At 65.9% G+C, this 15,790-nt stretch carries 17 protein-coding genes and 1 riboswitch; of the genes, 12 read left to right on the forward strand and 5 right to left on the reverse strand.

All coding sequences use genetic code 11. From position 1 onward, the window contains the following. The first annotated feature begins 46 nt into the window (after nucleotides 1-46). The 7 genes from tpiA (at nucleotide 47) to ETP66_RS00855 (ending at nucleotide 6,054) form a co-directional block, all read left to right on the forward strand. Complete coding sequence (gene tpiA / locus ETP66_RS00825) at nucleotides 47-799, forward strand: triose-phosphate isomerase (RefSeq protein WP_130839692.1); 753 nt, start codon at nucleotides 47-49, stop codon at nucleotides 797-799. Nucleotides 800-865: 66 nt separating this feature from the next. Beyond that, a riboswitch (cobalamin riboswitch) is annotated at nucleotides 866-1,024 on the forward strand. 131 nt (nucleotides 1,025-1,155) lie between these two features. After that, the gene (locus ETP66_RS00830) at nucleotides 1,156-2,010 is read left to right on the forward strand and encodes an ABC transporter substrate-binding protein (RefSeq protein WP_130839694.1); all 855 of its coding nucleotides are present in this window, start codon (nucleotides 1,156-1,158) and stop codon (nucleotides 2,008-2,010) included. A 3-nt stretch (nucleotides 2,011-2,013) separates the two neighbouring features. Next, on the forward strand, nucleotides 2,014-3,042 hold the full coding sequence (locus tag ETP66_RS00835; RefSeq protein WP_130839696.1) for a FecCD family ABC transporter permease: 1,029 nt from the start codon (nucleotides 2,014-2,016) through the stop codon (nucleotides 3,040-3,042). Further along, nucleotides 3,029-3,781, forward strand: coding sequence for an ABC transporter ATP-binding protein (locus ETP66_RS00840; protein WP_130839697.1), 753 nt, complete (start codon nucleotides 3,029-3,031; stop codon nucleotides 3,779-3,781). The genes ETP66_RS00835 and ETP66_RS00840 overlap by 14 nt, the downstream gene beginning before the upstream one ends. Further along, entirely contained in the window at nucleotides 3,762-4,103 is a 342-nt protein-coding gene (locus ETP66_RS00845) for a hypothetical protein (protein ID WP_130839699.1), read from the forward strand. Before ETP66_RS00840 ends, ETP66_RS00845 begins: the two co-directional genes overlap by 20 nt. Nucleotides 4,104-4,140: 37 nt before the next feature. Next, nucleotides 4,141-4,878 (forward strand): SDR family oxidoreductase, encoded by a 738-nt coding sequence (locus ETP66_RS00850; protein WP_130839701.1) that lies wholly within the window; start codon nucleotides 4,141-4,143, stop codon nucleotides 4,876-4,878. A 9-nt stretch (nucleotides 4,879-4,887) separates the two neighbouring features. Further along, nucleotides 4,888-6,054 carry a serine hydrolase domain-containing protein gene (locus ETP66_RS00855; protein WP_130839703.1) on the forward strand — a complete coding sequence of 389 codons (1,167 nt, stop codon included), beginning with the start codon at nucleotides 4,888-4,890 and terminating at the stop codon, nucleotides 6,052-6,054. Nucleotides 6,055-6,067: 13 nt separating this feature from the next. On the opposite strand, the gene ETP66_RS00860 is transcribed toward ETP66_RS00855, so the two are convergent. From ETP66_RS00860 to ETP66_RS00880, 5 genes are read right to left on the reverse strand one after another with little or no spacing between them, the layout of a single operon-like run. Next, nucleotides 6,068-6,715 (reverse strand): histidine phosphatase family protein, encoded by a 648-nt coding sequence (locus ETP66_RS00860; RefSeq protein ID WP_130839705.1) that lies wholly within the window; start codon nucleotides 6,713-6,715, stop codon nucleotides 6,068-6,070. Then, entirely contained in the window at nucleotides 6,712-7,062 is a 351-nt protein-coding gene (locus tag ETP66_RS00865) for a DUF6285 domain-containing protein (RefSeq protein ID WP_130839707.1), read from the reverse strand. Before ETP66_RS00865 ends, ETP66_RS00860 begins: the two co-directional genes overlap by 4 nt. After that, nucleotides 7,055-8,035 carry a phosphotransferase family protein gene (locus ETP66_RS00870; protein ID WP_130839708.1) on the reverse strand — a complete coding sequence of 327 codons (981 nt, stop codon included), beginning with the start codon at nucleotides 8,033-8,035 and terminating at the stop codon, nucleotides 7,055-7,057. Before ETP66_RS00870 ends, ETP66_RS00865 begins: the two co-directional genes overlap by 8 nt. Beyond that, nucleotides 8,032-9,192 carry an acyl-CoA dehydrogenase family protein gene (locus ETP66_RS00875; protein ID WP_130839710.1) on the reverse strand — a complete coding sequence of 387 codons (1,161 nt, stop codon included), beginning with the start codon at nucleotides 9,190-9,192 and terminating at the stop codon, nucleotides 8,032-8,034. Before ETP66_RS00875 ends, ETP66_RS00870 begins: the two co-directional genes overlap by 4 nt. After that, nucleotides 9,086-9,625: a MerR family transcriptional regulator gene (locus ETP66_RS00880; protein WP_130839712.1), complete on the reverse strand. Its 540-nt coding sequence runs from the start codon at nucleotides 9,623-9,625 to the stop codon at nucleotides 9,086-9,088. Before ETP66_RS00880 ends, ETP66_RS00875 begins: the two co-directional genes overlap by 107 nt. Nucleotides 9,626-9,742: 117 nt before the next feature. Between ETP66_RS00880 and ETP66_RS00885 the strand changes: the two genes are divergently transcribed. The 5 genes from ETP66_RS00885 (at nucleotide 9,743) to ETP66_RS00905 (ending at nucleotide 15,789) form a co-directional block, all read left to right on the forward strand. Beyond that, on the forward strand, nucleotides 9,743-10,927 hold the full coding sequence (locus ETP66_RS00885) for an ABC transporter substrate-binding protein (protein WP_130839962.1): 1,185 nt from the start codon (nucleotides 9,743-9,745) through the stop codon (nucleotides 10,925-10,927). Between the two features lie 206 nt (nucleotides 10,928-11,133). Further along, nucleotides 11,134-11,937, forward strand: coding sequence for a crotonase/enoyl-CoA hydratase family protein (locus ETP66_RS00890; RefSeq protein WP_130839714.1), 804 nt, complete (start codon nucleotides 11,134-11,136; stop codon nucleotides 11,935-11,937). Nucleotides 11,938-12,100: 163 nt separating this feature from the next. Further along, nucleotides 12,101-13,531: an NAD-dependent succinate-semialdehyde dehydrogenase gene (locus ETP66_RS00895; RefSeq protein ID WP_130839716.1), complete on the forward strand. Its 1,431-nt coding sequence runs from the start codon at nucleotides 12,101-12,103 to the stop codon at nucleotides 13,529-13,531. A 95-nt stretch (nucleotides 13,532-13,626) separates the two neighbouring features. Beyond that, on the forward strand, nucleotides 13,627-14,868 hold the full coding sequence (locus tag ETP66_RS00900) for an ABC transporter substrate-binding protein (RefSeq protein WP_130839718.1): 1,242 nt from the start codon (nucleotides 13,627-13,629) through the stop codon (nucleotides 14,866-14,868). 18 nt (nucleotides 14,869-14,886) lie between these two features. Further along, entirely contained in the window at nucleotides 14,887-15,789 is a 903-nt protein-coding gene (locus tag ETP66_RS00905; RefSeq protein WP_130839719.1) for a carbohydrate ABC transporter permease, read from the forward strand. Nucleotide 15,790: the final 1 nt, after the last annotated feature.

A 15,790-nucleotide genomic window follows, 5' to 3' on the forward strand; every position in this document is an offset into this window, starting at 1 on the left:
GGGGGCGCCCTGTCCCAGGGGGGCAGGGCGCCCTTATGATGGCCCTATGCGCCGGGTACTGGTGGCGGGCAACTGGAAGATGCACAAGGTGCCCTCGGAGGCCCGGGTGTGGTTCGCCGAGTTGAAGCGGCTTCTCCCCCCCCTAGAGAGCGAGGCGGCGGTCCTCCCCGCCTTCCCCATCCTCCCCGCGGCCAAGGAGGTGCTTTCCGGCACCCAGGTGGCCTACGGGGCCCAGGACGTCTCCTCCCACCGGGAGGGGGCCTACACGGGGGAGGTCTCCGCCCGGATGCTGAAGGACCTGGGGTGCCGCTACGCCATCGTGGGCCACTCGGAAAGGCGGCGCTACCACGGGGAGACGGACGCCCTGGTGGCGGAGAAGGCCAGGAGGCTTCTGGAGGAGGGCCTCACCCCCATCCTCTGCGTGGGGGAGCCCTTGGAGGTTAGGGAACGGGGGGAGGCGGTGCCCTACACCCTGGCCCAGCTCGGGGGGAGCCTGGAGGGGGTAAGCCCTCCGGGCCCCGAGGACCTGGTCATCGCCTACGAGCCCGTCTGGGCCATCGGCACCGGGCGAAACGCCACCCCGGAGGATGCGGAGGCCATGCACCAGGCCCTCCGCCAGGCCCTGGCGGAGCGGTACGGGGAGGGCTTCGCCCAGCGGGTGAGGATCCTCTACGGGGGAAGCGTGAACCCCCAGAACTTCGCCGACCTTCTCTCCATGCCCAACGTGGACGGGGGGCTGGTGGGCGGGGCCAGCCTGGAGCTTCCAAGCTTCCTCGCCCTCCTGCGCCTGGCCGGGTGAGGCCACCCCTTGCGCCGCCCCCGGCCTTGCCTTATCCTTTCCCACAAGGCCCGCTAGGGCTCCAAAGCCAGGTCCCGTTGCCCTGGTGCCTGGGCGCGTAGTCCAGGCTTAAAGTGGGGAAGTCCGGTGCAAATCCGGCGCTGTCCCGCAACGGTAACCGGTCCAGCTTCGCGCCCCGCTTCGCAGGCCGGAAGCCCGAATACCTGCCAGGGCCGCCCGCCAGACCCCAAGGCGGGCACCTCACGCGGATGGGGGAGCGATGGGGGCTCCTGAGCCGTTTCTGCCCCTGCCGCTTTCCGGCGGGGGCTTTCCCTACCTCCCCCGGGCCTGGCCCTAGCGGCCTTAGGGAGGTAGGCATGCGGAAGATCCTGGCGTTCCTTTCGGTCCTGCTGGCCCTGGCCTTCGCCTTTCCCCTCACCCTCACCGACGACCTGGGGCGTACGGTTACCGTCAAGGCACCCCCCAAGCGCATTGTCACCATGCTCCCCTCGGTGACGGAGACGGTCTGCGCCCTGGGGGCCTGCGAGCGCATCCTAGCCACCGACGACTACTCCGACTGGCCCGAGGGCGTGCGCCGCCTGCCCAAGGCCGGGGGGCTTTACAACCCCAACCCCGAGCTCATCGTCTCCCTCAGGCCCGACCTGGTCCTGGTCTCCAAGTACGGCCGCCTCTACGAGACCCTGGAAAGGGCGGGCCTCGCCGTGTACGCGGTGCGCACGGAGACCTACGAGGACATCTTCCGCACCACCCGCACCCTGGGGCGCCTCCTGGGGATGGAGGCCCAGGCGGAGCGCCTGGTGGCCCAGATCCAGCGCCAGGTCTACGCGGAGGAGTCCCGGGCGGCCCGCTTCCAGGCCCGCCCCCGGGTCTACTACGAGATCGACCCCACCCCCTACACCGTGGGGCCGGAGAGCTTCATCGGGGTGCTCATCCAGAAGGCCCGGGGGGTGAACATCGTCCCCAGGGAGCTCGGCCTCTTCCCCAAGATCGCCCCCGAGTTCGTGGTGGAGAGGAACCCCGAGGTGATCGTGGCCACCTACCCGGGGGCCCTGGAGACCATCCGGGCCAGGCCCGGCTGGGGCCGGGTGCGGGCGGTGCAGCAGGGGCGGATCTGCGTCTTCACCGGGGAGCAGAACAACCTCCTCTCCCGCCCGGGCCCGCGGGTGGCCCAGGGGCTTAGGCTCCTGGTGGACTGCTTCCACGGGCGGTAGGCGGTGGTCCAGGCCCTTCCCCTGGCCCTCAAGCGGAGCCTGGTCTTCCTCTGGCTCGTGGGCCTCCTCCTCCTGGCCCTGGTCCTGGGGGTGGGCCTGGGGGCGGTGGCCATCCCCCCGGGGGAGGTGGTCCAGGCCCTTTTGGGCCTTCGGGAAAACCCCATCGTCACGGAGATGCGCCTGCCCCGGGTCCTGGGGGGGATGCTGGTGGGGGCGGCCTTGGGGGTGGCGGGGGCGGCCTTCCAGGGCCTCTTCCGCAACCCCCTGGCCGACCCCTACCTCATGGGCGCCGCGGCGGGGGCGGCCTTCGCCGTCACCCTCCTCGCCGTCCTCCTGGGGGGGCTCACCCCGGCCTTCGCCCAGCACGGGATCTTCCAGGGCCTCCCCCTCTCCGCCACCCTCTTCGGCTTCCTGGGGGCCCTTCTCGCCACCCTCCTCACCCTGATCCTGGCGGGGGGGACGGCGAGGACCGGGGAGCTCATCCTGGCGGGGGTGGTGGTGGGCAGCGTCCTCACCGGCTTCACCACCTACCTGATGATGCAGGACGCGGACCGGGTGCGGGCGGTGTTCGCCTACACCCTGGGGAACCTGGCCTTCGTGGGCTGGCCGGGGGTGCGGGCCCTCCTCCTCTTCCTCCTCCTGGCCCTGCCCCCCCTCCTCCTCCTGGGGCGGGTGCTGAACGCCCTGCAGCTGGGGGAGGAGACCGCCCGCAGCCTCGGCCTCCCCTTGGAGCCCCTGAAGCTCCTCCTCCTCCTCGCCGCGAGCCTCCTCACCGCCGCCGCGGTGGCCCAGGCGGGGATCATCGGCTTCGTGGGCCTCGTCACCCCCCACCTGCTGCGGCGGCTGCTGGGGGAGGACTACCGCCTCCTCCTCCCGGCAAGCGCCCTGGGGGGGGCGACGCTGCTCGCCCTGGCCGACCTCCTGGCCCGCACCCTTACCCGGCCCGCGGAGCTTCCCGTGGGGGTGGTGACCACCCTCCTGGGGGGGCCCTTCTTCCTCTACCTCATGTGGAGGCGGCGTGGCCGGGCTTGAGGCCAAGGGGGTGGTGGGGCCTTACGCCCTAAAGGGGGTGGACCTCCGGGTCGCCCCCGGGGAGTGGGTGGCCCTCCTGGGTCCCAACGGCTCGGGCAAGAGCACCCTTCTCAGGGTGATGGCGGGCCTCCTCCGCCCCCAGGGGGGGGTGGTCCTCCTGGAGGGCAGGCCCCTTCGGGCCCACGGGAGCTACCGGCGGGGGCAGCTTTTGGCCTACCTGCCCCAGGGGGGTCCCTACCCCGAGGGGCTTTTGGTGGAGGAGGTGGTGCGCCTGGGGAGGATTCCCCACCTGGGCCTCTTCGGGCGGGAGGGGCGGGAGGACCGGGAGGCGGTGGCCTGGGCCCTGGAGGTGGTGGGGGCCGGGGGCTTCCAGGGTCGCCTTCTCGGCACCCTCTCCGGGGGGGAGCGGCAGCGGGTCCTCCTGGCCCGGGCCCTGGCGGCCAGGCCCCGCTACCTCCTCCTGGACGAGCCCACCACCTTCCTGGACCTGGAGCACCAGGGGGGGGTGGTGGCCCTTCTCCGCCGCCTGGCCGCCCTAGGGGTGGGGGTGCTCGCCGTCCTCCACGACCCCAACCAGGCGGCCCTGGCCCACCGGGTGGCGGTCATGAAGGGGGGCAGGCTCTTGGCGGAGGGCAGGCCGGAGGCGGTGCTGCAGGAGGCCTTTTTGCAAAGCCTCTACGGGCCAGGGGTGCGGGTGGCCCACCTGATGGGGAGGCCCCATGTCTACCTGGACGGATAGGGCCAGGCTCTTCGTGCGGGGGAGGGCCTTCCTCCTGGACCTGGGGGAGGAGGTGGCCTTTTACACGGAAAGCGGTCCCAGAAGGGCCCGCTACCTCCTGGTGGGCAGGCTCTCCCCGCCCGAGCTCCTCCGCCTGGGCCTGCCCCGCCAGGGGGTGCTCCACTACCCCCTTCCCGTGGACCCCCTGGCCTTCGATTGGGAGGGGGAGACCGTGGTCCTTCCCGGCCTCCGGGTCTACCTGGGGGGGCCCCCGGAGTTCGTGGAGACCCCCTACTACGCCTGGCCCCTCCCCCGCTTGACAGGGCCCCGTCCCCCGGGGTAGGGTGCTTACCGACCGTTCGGTCATGAGGAGGTGGCGCGTGCGGCTCAAGGACAAGGCGGTCCTCATCACCGGGGCGGCCCACGGCATCGGCCGAGCCACCCTGGAGCTCTTCGCCCGGGAAGGGGCCAGGCTTGCCGCCTGCGACCTGGAGGAGGGGCCCCTCTTGGAGGCGGCTGAGGGCACGGGGGCCCTGGCCATCCCCATGGACGTGGCCGACCCGGCTTCGGTAGCGGAGGGCTTCCGCAAGGCTCTGGAGGCCTTTGGTCGCCTGGACGGGGTGGTCCACTACGCGGGCATCACAAGGGACAGCTTCCACTGGAAGATGCCCCTGGAGGACTGGGAGGCCGTCCTCCGGGTGAACCTCACGGGGAGTTTCCTGGTGGCGCGGGCGGCCAGCGAGGCCATGCGGGAGCGGAACCCCGGCTCCATCGTCCTCACCAGCTCCCGGGTCTACCTGGGGAACCTGGGGCAGGCCAACTACGCCGCGGCCAAGGCGGGGGTGGTGGGGCTTACCCGCACCCTGGCCCTGGAGCTCGGGCGGTACGGGATCCGGGTGAACGCCCTGGCCCCCGGGTTCATCGAGACCCGCATGACGGCCCGGGTGCCGGAGAAGGTGCGGGAGAAGGCCATCGCCGCCACCCCCTTGGGGCGGTCGGGGAAGCCCCTGGAGGTGGCCTACGCCGCCCTCTTCCTGGTTTCGGACGAGAGCAGCTTCGTCACCGGCCAGGTGCTCTTCGTGGACGGGGGGAGGACGGTGGGGGCGGCCCCCGCCTAGGGAGGAGGGGTGGGCTTCGCCCGGCTTAGCGGCTACCTGCGGGGCCTGGTGGGGGAGGGCCTCCTCCCCGGCTTTGTGGCGGTGGTGGCCTGGGAGGGGGAGGTGGTCTACGGGGAGGCCTTCGGCCTATCGGACCCGGAGAGGCGCCGCCCCATGGAGGAGGACGCCCTCTTCCGCCTCTACTCCATGACCAAGCCCTGGGTCTCCGCCCTGGCCCTCACCTTCGTGGAGGACGGGGCGCTTTCCCTGCTGGATCCCGTGGAGCGGTATCTGCCCGCCTTTTCCCGGCTCCACGTGGGGCGGGAGGTGGGGGAGGAGGTGGTGCCCGAGCCCCTGAGGGCACCGGTTACCGTTTATGACCTTCTGCGCCACACGGCGGGCTTCACCTACGGGGTCTTCTTCCGCTCCCCGGTGAAGCGGCGCTACCTGGAGGCGGGGGTGGACCGCTTTGACCTGACGCGGGAGGAGTTCCTGGAGCGCCTTTCTGCCCTCCCCCTCCGCTTCCAGCCGGGTGAGGCCTTTGAGTACGGACTGGCCACCGACGTGCTCGGGCACCTCCTCGAGGCCCTCTCCGGCAAGGCCCTGGCGGAGCTCTTGGCGGAGCGGGTGTTTGCTCCCTTGGGGATGCGGGACTCGGGCTTCCGGGCCGAGGACCCCGCCCGCCTGGCCCAGCCCTTCCCCAAGGACCCGGAGACCGGCAGGTCCATCCGCCTCCTCCCCGTGGAGGGGCCCCCGCCCCGGTACGCCGGGGGGATGGGGGGGGTGGGGACGGCCCAGGACTACCTTCGCTTTCTCGAGGCCCTGCGCACCGGGAGAGGGCTCCTGCATCCCCGCTTGGCCCGCCTCATGACCCAGGACCACCTGGGCCCCCTGGCCTGGGAGGGGATGCGGCGCGGTCCGGAGTACGGCCCGGGCCCCGGCTACGGCTTCGGTCTGGGGGTGGCGGTGCGCCTGGGGGAAATGGGTCTCGCCCCGGGAAGCCCCGGGGACTTTTACTGGTGGGGGTTTGCCGGCACCTTCTTCTTCGTGGACCCCGCCTTGGGCCTCACCGCCCTCCTCCTGGCCCAGGCCCCGAGCCTCCTTTCGGTGGTGGCGCCGGAAAGGGCCCTCGAGTCCCAGCTTGGGGCCCGGCTCGGCCTCGCCTTCCGCACCCTGGTCTACGGGGCCCTGGACTGAGGGCCGCCTTCCCTCAGGCTTTGCGGTAGGCCTCCCAGAGGGCCTCCATGGTGGAGAGGCGGCTTTGGGGGAGGGGGTCGTAGGGGGTGAGGTTGTGGACCCGGAGGAGAGGCCTCTCCCCCAGGTCCAGGACGCTGAGCCCGCAGGGGTGGACCTCCAGGGGCAGAAACCCCCGCCGCCCGGTGAGGGCATAGGAGAGGAGGGCCCGGATCACCCCCCCGTGGGCCACCAGGAGGAGGGTGTCCCAGCGCCTCCCCAGGAGGCGCTCGTAGGCGGGGACCACCCGGTCCAAGAAGGCCGCGTAGCTTTCCCCACCCAGGAAGCGCTCCGAGAGGTCCTTGGGGTGGAAGGCTTCCCGAAAGGCCCTTTCCGGATCGGGGAGGTCCTTAAGGCGTCCCGGGCGGATTTCCTGGAGTTCGGGCCAGGCTTCCACGGGGACCTTCCGGTCCTGCAGCACGATCTCCAGGGTTCTTTGGGTCCTGGGCAGGCCGGTGTGGAGGGCGAGGTCCAGAGGGCTGCTCCTCAGGAGGACGCCTACAGCCTTGGCCTGGGCTTCTCCCCTCGGCGTGAGTCCCGCCCCTTCCGGAGGGATGGGCCGGCCTCCCGGGAAGTAGTCCACCTCCCCGTGGCGCAGGAGGAGGAGCCGCCGCCTTTCCCTCATGGGTAGCGCTCCAGGTACCTGGGGCTTGCCACCCGGAGCTTTCTGGCCACATGGGCCTTCAGGAAGGCGAAGGTGCCCTCGGGAGCCTGGCCTTGGCGGATCCTATGGGCCAGCTCTCCTAGGAGTTCTGCCCCTTCCCCCTCCCGGCCCAGGAGGGTGGCCAAGGCCCTTTGGTCCTCCGCCATCAGCCCCTGCCACAGGGCGAGCTCCCTGCGGGCGATGCCCAGGGCGTTCAGGGCCACCAGGGTCTGGAAGCGGAGCCTGGGGTCGGCGAGGGTCGGGAGAATCTCCCTCTCCAGAAACTCCGCCGTGGCTTCCAGGAGTTCGTCCAAGGTGGGCCTATCCATACCTCTCCAGCAGGTGAAGCACCTCGTACTCCATCTCGGCGGCGAGCCTTCCCAGGACCGCGAGCTCCACGCTCCGCTCCTCCCCCTTGAGGTGCCGCCGCGCCTGGTTCAGGGCTCCGAGGCCCCAGCGCACGTTCCCCAAGATCTCCCACCAAAGGAGCTCCTCCGCGGCGATCTCCCGTCCGGTGAGGGCGTTGTAGCGGGCCAGGAAGGGCTCCACCTCCCCCACGCCCCCGAGGCGCTTCCCATCCTCCCCGAAGCGCCAGGCCCGCACCAGGGGCCAGGCCAGGTCCTCCCGGGGATCCCCTAGATGGGCAAACTCCCAGTCCAAAACGGCCACTAGGCCCTCCCCGTCCACCATGAGGTTGCCGATGCGGAAGTCCCCGTGGACCAGGACGGGGGAGAGAGGCCTGGGGGGGTGGTCCTGGAGCCAGCGAAGGCCCCACTCCAGGGCGGGGTGGGGCTCCTCCAGGGCGTCCAGGTCCATGTAGAGCTCCTCCAGGATCCACGCATGGGCGGGCTTTTCCCCCGGGCCGGGGAGGGGGGGGAGGCGGTCTTGGGGGATGCGGTGGATCTTGGCCAGCTCCTCGGCCATGGCCTGGGGGAGGCCTTGCCTGGTCCTTTGCAACTCGGGACGGCGCACCACCCGGGTGCCGATGGACTCTCCCTCCAGGCGTTCCATGAGGAAGGCCTCGCGGTCCTCGAGGTCGGGAAAGTAGCGGAGGGGCCGGGCTACCCTGACCCCGTGGGCGTGGGCCGCCTCTAGCAGGCGGAACTCCGTAGCCAGAGGAAGGGTGCGCCGCTGGATCACCCCGCCCCCCGCCCGGCGGAGGAAGAGGGGGTAGACTCTTTCCCCCACCCGGTAGTCCAGGACCCAGGCCTCTTTGGAGGCCCCTCCGGGGATCCGTTGCAGATAGAGGAGCTCACCGGGACCGAAGAGTTCCTTAAGAGCGGCTTCCAGGGCTGCCCTCATGGCCGCAAGCCCTTGTAGAGCACCCGCTTGCCGATAGAGGCCCGGTGGACCTCGCTGGGGCCGTCGTAGATGCGGAAGGGGCGCACCTCCCGGTAGAAGATGGAGAGGGGGATGTCCTCGCTAATCCCCAGGCCCCCGGTGATCTGCACCGCCCGGTCCACCGCCCGGTTCACCGCCTCGGCCACGAAGACCTTGGCCATGGAGGCCTCGTGGCGGATGCGCTCCCCCCGGTCTAGCTTCCAAGCGGCGTGCCAGACCATGAGCCTGGCAGCGTGGAGCTCCATGTGGCTGTCCGCAATCATGAACTGCACCCCCTGGTGCTCGGCGAGCCTCTTGCCGAAGGACTCCCGCTTGAGGGCATACTCCTGGGCGAGCTCCGTGGCCCGCACCCCCACCCCCAGCCAGCGCATGCAGTGGGTGAGGCGGGCGGGGTCCAGGCGGAGTTCGGCGTACTGGAAGCCCTTGCCCGCCTCGCCCAAAACCGCTTCCTCCCCCACCTCGCACCCCTCCAGGACCAGCTCCCCGTGCCCTCCCACGCTCCAGTGGTCCATGGTGGGGATACTCCTGAGGAGCCTGAGCCCGGGGTTTTCCCGGTCCACCAGGAACATGGTGGGTCCCTCTTCCGCTTTGGCCAGAACGATGAAGAAGGCCGCCCCCTCCGCGCCCGTGATGAACCACTTCCGCCCCTCCAAAACGAACCCCTTACCCTTCCTTTGGGCGGTGGCCTTGAGGAGGTTGGGATCAGCCCCCGCCCCCATGGGCTCGGTCATGGCGAAGGCGCTGCGGACCTCCCCCTCTAAAAGGGGGTAAAGGTAGCGGCGCTTCTGTTCCGGGGTGGCCACCTTTTCCAGGAGGTGCATGTTCCCTTCGTCGGGAGCAGAAGCGTTGAGGGCCTTAGGGCCCAGGAGGCTCCGCCCGGCCTCCTCGAGGACCACGGCCAGCTGCCGCCAGGAAAGGCCAAGGCCGCCGAGCTCCTTGGGCATGTGGGGTAGAAAGAGGCCGCGGCGCTTGGCCTCACCCTGAAGCTCCTGGCTGAGGGTTTCCAGGCGGTCAAGGTTTTCCGCCGCTTCCTTCTCCCTGGGTATGACCGCTTCCTCCAGGAAGGCCCTCACCCGCTCCCGCAGTGCCTCCGTTTCCTGGTCCAGACTGAACTCCATCCGCCACCTCCTTTGGGGCGAAGTGCTTGGTGAGGAAGTTGTAGAAGCGTTTTAGGGCACGTTCTTGGCGTTGAATGGTTGCTAATACTTCCCCTGTTTTAGACCACATAGACATGAGTTCCTCGTCGGTAAGGGAAATGTCTTGCCTTTGCCATCCTGTTTTGTAGGAACCATCTGGATGAAAAATAGCTTTCTTTAGCGTCATAATTTTGTGAATCTCTTCCAGCGAGAATCCCAGCTGGTTCAGGTCCCTAATATCCCTTATAAGGTCAAAGGCAAAGGAAGTATAGAGTTTTCGACCGCCGTATGTGAGAGCACCAGGTTCTAGAAGGCCCAGGTTGGCGTAGTGCTGCAAGATGCGGCGCGATATCCGTGCTTCCTTTGCGAGGTCGCCCAAGGTGTAAAGCAAGGAGGCATTAAGGCCGTGGTCCATAAACCCTTTTATCATACCACGGTTGAGCAAAGTTGTGCAGTTGGTACATTCGTGGTCATACTTGACATTAGCGATCCAAAAAGTCATACTATCCAAGTGAAGGACAAGGAGGTTCAGATGAAACGCAGGGAGTTCTTAAGGAAGCTGGGCGTGGGTTCACTCGCAGCCTTGGGCATGCCCTATTTCGCCGCCGCCCAGGCACGGCCCGTCAAGCTGGCCACCCTCCTTCCCCTTACCGGGCCCTTCGCCTTCGCGGGGAACGCGGGGCGGGAGGGCTTCGTGGACGGGGTGGAGTACGTGAACGAGGTCCTGGGAGGGATCGGGGGCCGCAGGCTGGAGCTCATCGTGGAGGATACGGGCTACGACGTGGCCCGGGGCACCGCCGCCTTCAACCGTGTGATTACAAGGGAGCGGCCTGATGAACTTTTGTTCGTTTATGGGGACTCTACTGGTCTTTCCAAGGCTTTAGCCCCTGAAATCGCCCGCTTGAATTTGCCCTATTCTGCAACGGGATACGCCAATGAGTTGGCTAACCCTCAGAATTATCCTACGATGTTTCTTTTCGGCCCCATCTATAACGACATGATGGAGGCTCTCCTGCGGCAGGTGCGTCTGCAGAGGCCCAGGGCGCGCATTGCCTTCGTCTACTCCAACACCGAGTTCGGCCGCGACCCCATCCCCTACGGCCGGGAGCGGGCCCGGGCCCTGGGGATGGAGGTGGTACACGAAGAAATCACGCCTGTTACTATCACTGATCCTACCCCGTTCGTTCTCAACCTTCGACGGGCAAACCCTGATTTCATCATAATCCATGGATATATTCTCACTGTAGAGCCTCTCATTCTGCGCAGTGCTCAGGAGCAGGGTCTTAGGGCACAATTTATGGGCACCTATTTCTCTGCGGAGCCCCTGCTTATCCAGCGGGCGGGCCCATCGGCCGATGGTTTTGTTGTAACTTACCATCATCCTTACTGGTATGAGGCCTTGGTGCCTGCAGTAGAGGAGATGCGTCGTTTCCGCGTACGCAAAGGGCGCGACATTTCGTACCGCCCTACTTACTACATGGGGACTCTGGCAATGACATTGGGTTTGGCCGAGGCCATGCGCCGGGCGGCCCAGGCGGGCCGGCTCACCCGGGCCGGGGTGGTGGAGCACCTGGAGAAGATCGGAGACTACAACGCCATGGGCCTGGTGCGGGACTTCAACTTCGTGAACCACCGCCTGCCGCAGACCCGCCTCTTCCGGGCCAGCGTCCGCGATGGGCGCTTCAATGCCATTACTGACTGGCTGAGGCTTGGCTAGGGAGGCCATCTCGTTCCAAGCTCTCCTACACTTTTAGGGACTTCTCTCGGGGCCGTAGCCTTGACGAAGAGGCAAGGCTGTGTTTCTGATTGAAGAGCGGATTTGGAGCGTAAAACTTCGGGACAACCTTTGTGGTAGGGTGATATGTCAAGGTAGGGTCCCGTATTGAGCGGCGCATTTCGGGTAAATGAAGGAGGATAACCGCAATGGAGGGAAAAAAGGTTCTGACCAAGCAGAGGGGATCAGTATTGATTGTCGCGCTCAACCGCCCAGAGGTTCGAAACGCCGTGGACGGTGAAACGGCCGATATGCTCTACGATGCAATAGAACAGTTCCGTGTTAATGATGATCTGAAGGTGCTTGTCCTTACGGGTGCGGGTGGAGAGGCTTTTTGTAGTGGATTTGACTTGAAGTTTGCTTATGCTCATGGTACCTCAGCACAGCGCAGAGGTGACCCGGAGCGGCATGGACCAATGGGGATTACTCGGGTTCTTGATGTGGATAAACCAACGATTGCGGCTATAAGGGGCTACTGCGTGGCAGGGGGGTTGGAGTTGGCGTGTTGGTGTGATTTCCGTATTTGCGACGAGTCGTCAAGGTTTGGCGTTCTGAACCGCCGATGGGGGGTTCCCTTAATCGATGGGGGGACTCAAAGGCTTCCGAGGATTGTCGGTTTGAGCAACGCCCTGTATCTGATCGAAACGGGAGTTGTCATCAACGCATATGAGGCTTTACGAATGGGCCTCGTCCAGGAAGTTGTTCCGGTTGGGCAAAGTCTTGATCGCGCTTTACAGATAGCTGAGCACATGGCCTCTTATCCTCAAGTTTCACTAAGGAATGATAGGCGAGCCACCTTGATTGGCACCTCGGTTTCTTTAAGCGAGGGACTGAAACTGGAAGCTCAGATAGGGCAACTTAGCCTCGAATCCTCGGAGCTACAAGAAGGCCTCGAAAACTATGTTCGTGGTAAGCGACCCAAGCCCCCACAAACGTATCCTCAGGACCCTTGATGGCCTTGTGATTCGCAGGGTTTCTTCCCCCCCTGGGGGGGTGCCCTAAAGTAGGGGAGATCGGCGAGGGCCTTAGCACCTGGCCCACGGAGAGGTGGTGGTGCCGTGAGGGCGTTCTCCCCGGTATCCCCCAGGCGGGGATAGCCTAATGGGGGAGGTCAGCATGTTTCAGAGCCTGGAATTCCCCAAGGAGGCCCTGATCGGCAAGGGGTGGCGCTCCCTCCCCCGCCGCTTCCCTGTGGTCTCCCCGGCCACGGGGGAGGCGGTGGTGGAGGTGGCGGACTGCGGCTCGGAGGAGGCGGCGGAGGCCCTCGAGGAGGCGGTGGCTGCGCAGCGGGCCTGGTCCCAGGCCACGGCTTACGAGCGCGCCGGGGTGCTCCGGCGCTGGCACGACCTCATCCTGGCCCACGAGGAGCCCCTGGCCCGGCTCATGGCCCTGGAGATGGGCAAGCCCCTGAAGGAGGCCCGCGGGGAGGTGCGCTACGCCGCGGGGTTCGTGGAATGGTACGCGGAGGAGGCCAAGCGGGTCTACGGGGAAACCCTCCCCTCCCAGTTCCCCCACAAGCGCATCCTGGTGCGCTACGAACCCGTGGGCCCGGTCTACGGCATCACCCCCTGGAACTTCCCCGCGGCCATGGTGACCCGCAAGGTGGCCCCCGCCCTGGCCGCGGGCAACAGCTTTGTCCTCAAGCCCGCGGAGGAAAGCCCCCTCACCGCCCTTTACCTGGCCCGGCTCTTCCTGGAGGCGGGAGGGCCCCCGGGGGTCTTCCAGGTCCTGCCCACCTCCGACCCCGAGGCCCTTTCCCGGCCCTTCCTGGAGGACGAGCGGGTGCGCAAGCTGACCTTCACCGGGAGCACCCCCGTGGGGCTCAAGCTCTACGGGGAGGCGGCCAAGACCCTGAAGCGGGTTTCCCTGGAACTGGGGGGCGGGGCCCCGGTGCTGGTCTTCGCCGACGCGGACCTGGAGCGGGCGGTGGCGGAGACCGTGCGGGCCAAGTTCCGCAACGTCGGGCAGTCCTGCGTGGCGGCCAACCTGATCCTGGTGGAGGAGCCCGTCGCCGAGGCCTTCGCCGAGGCCTACGCGGAAAGGGTCAAGGCCCTTAAGGTGGGGGACCCCCTTCTGGAGGAGACGGACATCGGCCCCCTGGTGAACCGGGCGGCCCTGGAGAAGGTGGAGGGGCACGTGCAGGACGCCCTGGCGCGGGGGGCCAGCCTGGTAGCAGGAGGGGAGGCCAAAGGGCTCTACTTCGCCCCCACGGTGCTTCTGGATGTCAGGCCGGGAAGCCGGATTTTCCGGGAGGAGACCTTCGGACCCGTGGCCCCCATCGCCACCTTCCAGAACGAAGAGGAAGCGGTCGCCCGGGCCAACGCCCTTCCTTCGGGGCTGGCGGCCTACCTCTTTACCCGGAATCTTTCCCGGGCCTTCCGGGTGGCGGAAGCTTTGGACTACGGGATCGTGGGGGTGAACGACGGGGTGCCCTCCACCCCCCAGGCGCCCTTCGGCGGGGTCAGGCGCTCGGGGCTGGGGCGGGAAGGGGGGCGGTGGGGCCTAGAGGAGTACCTGGAGGTGAAGTACATCTCCCTGGGGCTTTAAGGCGACGCTTGCTGGACTTGGCCCCCAGGGCAGGGAAGGGCTTGACTTGCCCCGCGGTTTAGTATAGGCTATATTCCGAAGTAAAGGAGGGCAGTATGCGCCGATGGTGGTTGGCCTTAGGGGTGGCTTTACTGGGCGCAGGGATTGCTACGGCTCAGCGAGTAGCGATCGTGCACTGGCAACATCACCATGAAGCCCGTACCCCTCTTCTACGAGAGCTTATAGATCGTTTTCAGGCTCAGAATCCAGGAGTGCGCATAGAGTTTGAGCCAATTCCCTTCGAACAGTACTTTGACAAGCTCACAGTGGGTCTGGCTACAGGTCGTGGACCGGACGTTTTCCAGATCAAAATGGACTGGGCTGAGCAGTTTATTTGGGGAGGTTTGGTGGCCCCGGTGCCGGAAGGAGTTTTGACGCTGCAGCAGGCCCGGAGCCGGTTCATGGCCTGGACTATTCGTCGCCTGGAGTACCAGGGTAGGCTGTATGGTCTTCCCACGGATGTTCAGCATCTGGTGCTCTTCATCAACGATGACTTGGCCAGAGAAGCGGGTCTTGATCCCAGCAGGCCTCCTCGGACGTGGGAGGAATTGGTGGCCCAAGCCCGAAGGGCTACGAAAAGGGATGCGGCGGGGAACATCTTGCAGGCAGGTCTGGACACCCGCTACCGATGGGCTGTTTACACAGCTCTCCTTTACCAATACATTCCGGGTTCCGTCATAGACCCGGTAAACCTCCGTGTGAATTACACTTCTCCAGAAGGCCTGCAGGCTTGGCGCATTGTTGAGCAACTGGTGCGGGGTCCTCAAGCGGTGGATAGTCCTAGGTTTCTGACTGGTCAATTTAAGTTTGAGCAAAATCGAGCGGTTTTCTACATCAACCACCCTGTGACTAGAGGGCGTCTAGAGCGGATGGCTCCTAACCTGCGTTATACGGTCGCTCCCCTGCCCGCTCCTCCGGGAAGGAGCCCGATTACCCCAGGGAGCCACTGGGCCTATGTGGTCAATACCCGTTCCCCGAATGCGGATTGGGCTTGGCGCTGGATTACCTTTATCACCTCAGAAGAGGCGCAGGTGCGGTGGTACCAGGGAACCGGCGAACTGCCTGCCGCCAGAAACCTCGCCTTCACCAACCATCCGGCCATGGTTCGTACCCCCGCGGATCGGGTAATCTTTGAGGCCCTTAGGAATGTACGGCCCACAGAGTACGTGGGCAATGCCGATCCCGTGCGCAACGATCTCTTTGACGCTATTGCGCTGACCAACACGCCTTTGGAAACCCTGGTGCAGCAGGCTGCCCAGAGGGAGCTGGAGGTTATGCGCCGTGCTCTCGGACGCTAGATGTTACTGGCCGGGGCTATGAGTCGCTACCGCCGCTATCTGATCTTTTGGGGCTACGCTTTCTTAGCCCCGGCCTTTTTCCTGTACCTGCTGGTGGACCTCTATCCTCTCCTTTGGGCGTTTAAGCTTTCCCTGGAGCGCTACAGTATTTTTGCCCCACCTCAGTTCGTAGGTTTGGCGAACTATGCCAAGATGCTTCAGGACCCCCTTTTCTGGAAGTCTCTGCAGAACACCCTTTTCTGGACGGTGGTGGTGGTTCCTGCCATCATCTTGATAAGCCTCCCCTTGGCCATTGTGCTGGATGCGGCCTGGCTCCGCTTCAAGTCGCTCTTCCGTACGATCTATTTTCTCCCTGTGGTAACCTCCATGGTGGCCGCGGCCTTTGTTTGGCGATGGCTCTTCGAGCCAACCTTTGGTGTAGTCAACTACTTCCTCGGACTTCTGGGTTTGCCCCGGCCAGGCTGGTTAGCTGACCCCGCTTGGGCCCTGCCAGCGGTTATGGTGGTGGGTGTGTGGAAGCAAATTGGTCAGGCGATGGTCCTTTTCCTGGCGGGCTTGCAAACCATACCCCGGGAGTATGTGGAAGCGGCGAAAATAGACGGGGCTTCTACCTGGCAGCTTTTCCGCCACATTACCTTACCCCTGCTTAACCCCACCTTGGTTTTCGTTAGCGTCATCCTGGTTATCAATGCCTTTCGGGTATTCACGATACCTTACGTGATGAGTTCCGGTGGATTACAGTTCCGGCCTCCCGGAGGTCCTTTGGACGCTACCCGTGTTTATGTGCTCCACATTTACGATCTTGGCTTCCGCCAATTTGATCTAGGGTATGCTTCCGCTAATGCCATGGTCCTCCTTTTCCTGATTGTTTTGGTCACCCTTCTACAGATGCGATTCCTAGAAAGGAGGGTACAGTTCTAGG

It is taken from the genome of Thermus thermamylovorans (assembly GCF_004307015.1).
Classification (GTDB): domain Bacteria; phylum Deinococcota; class Deinococci; order Deinococcales; family Thermaceae; genus Thermus; species Thermus thermamylovorans.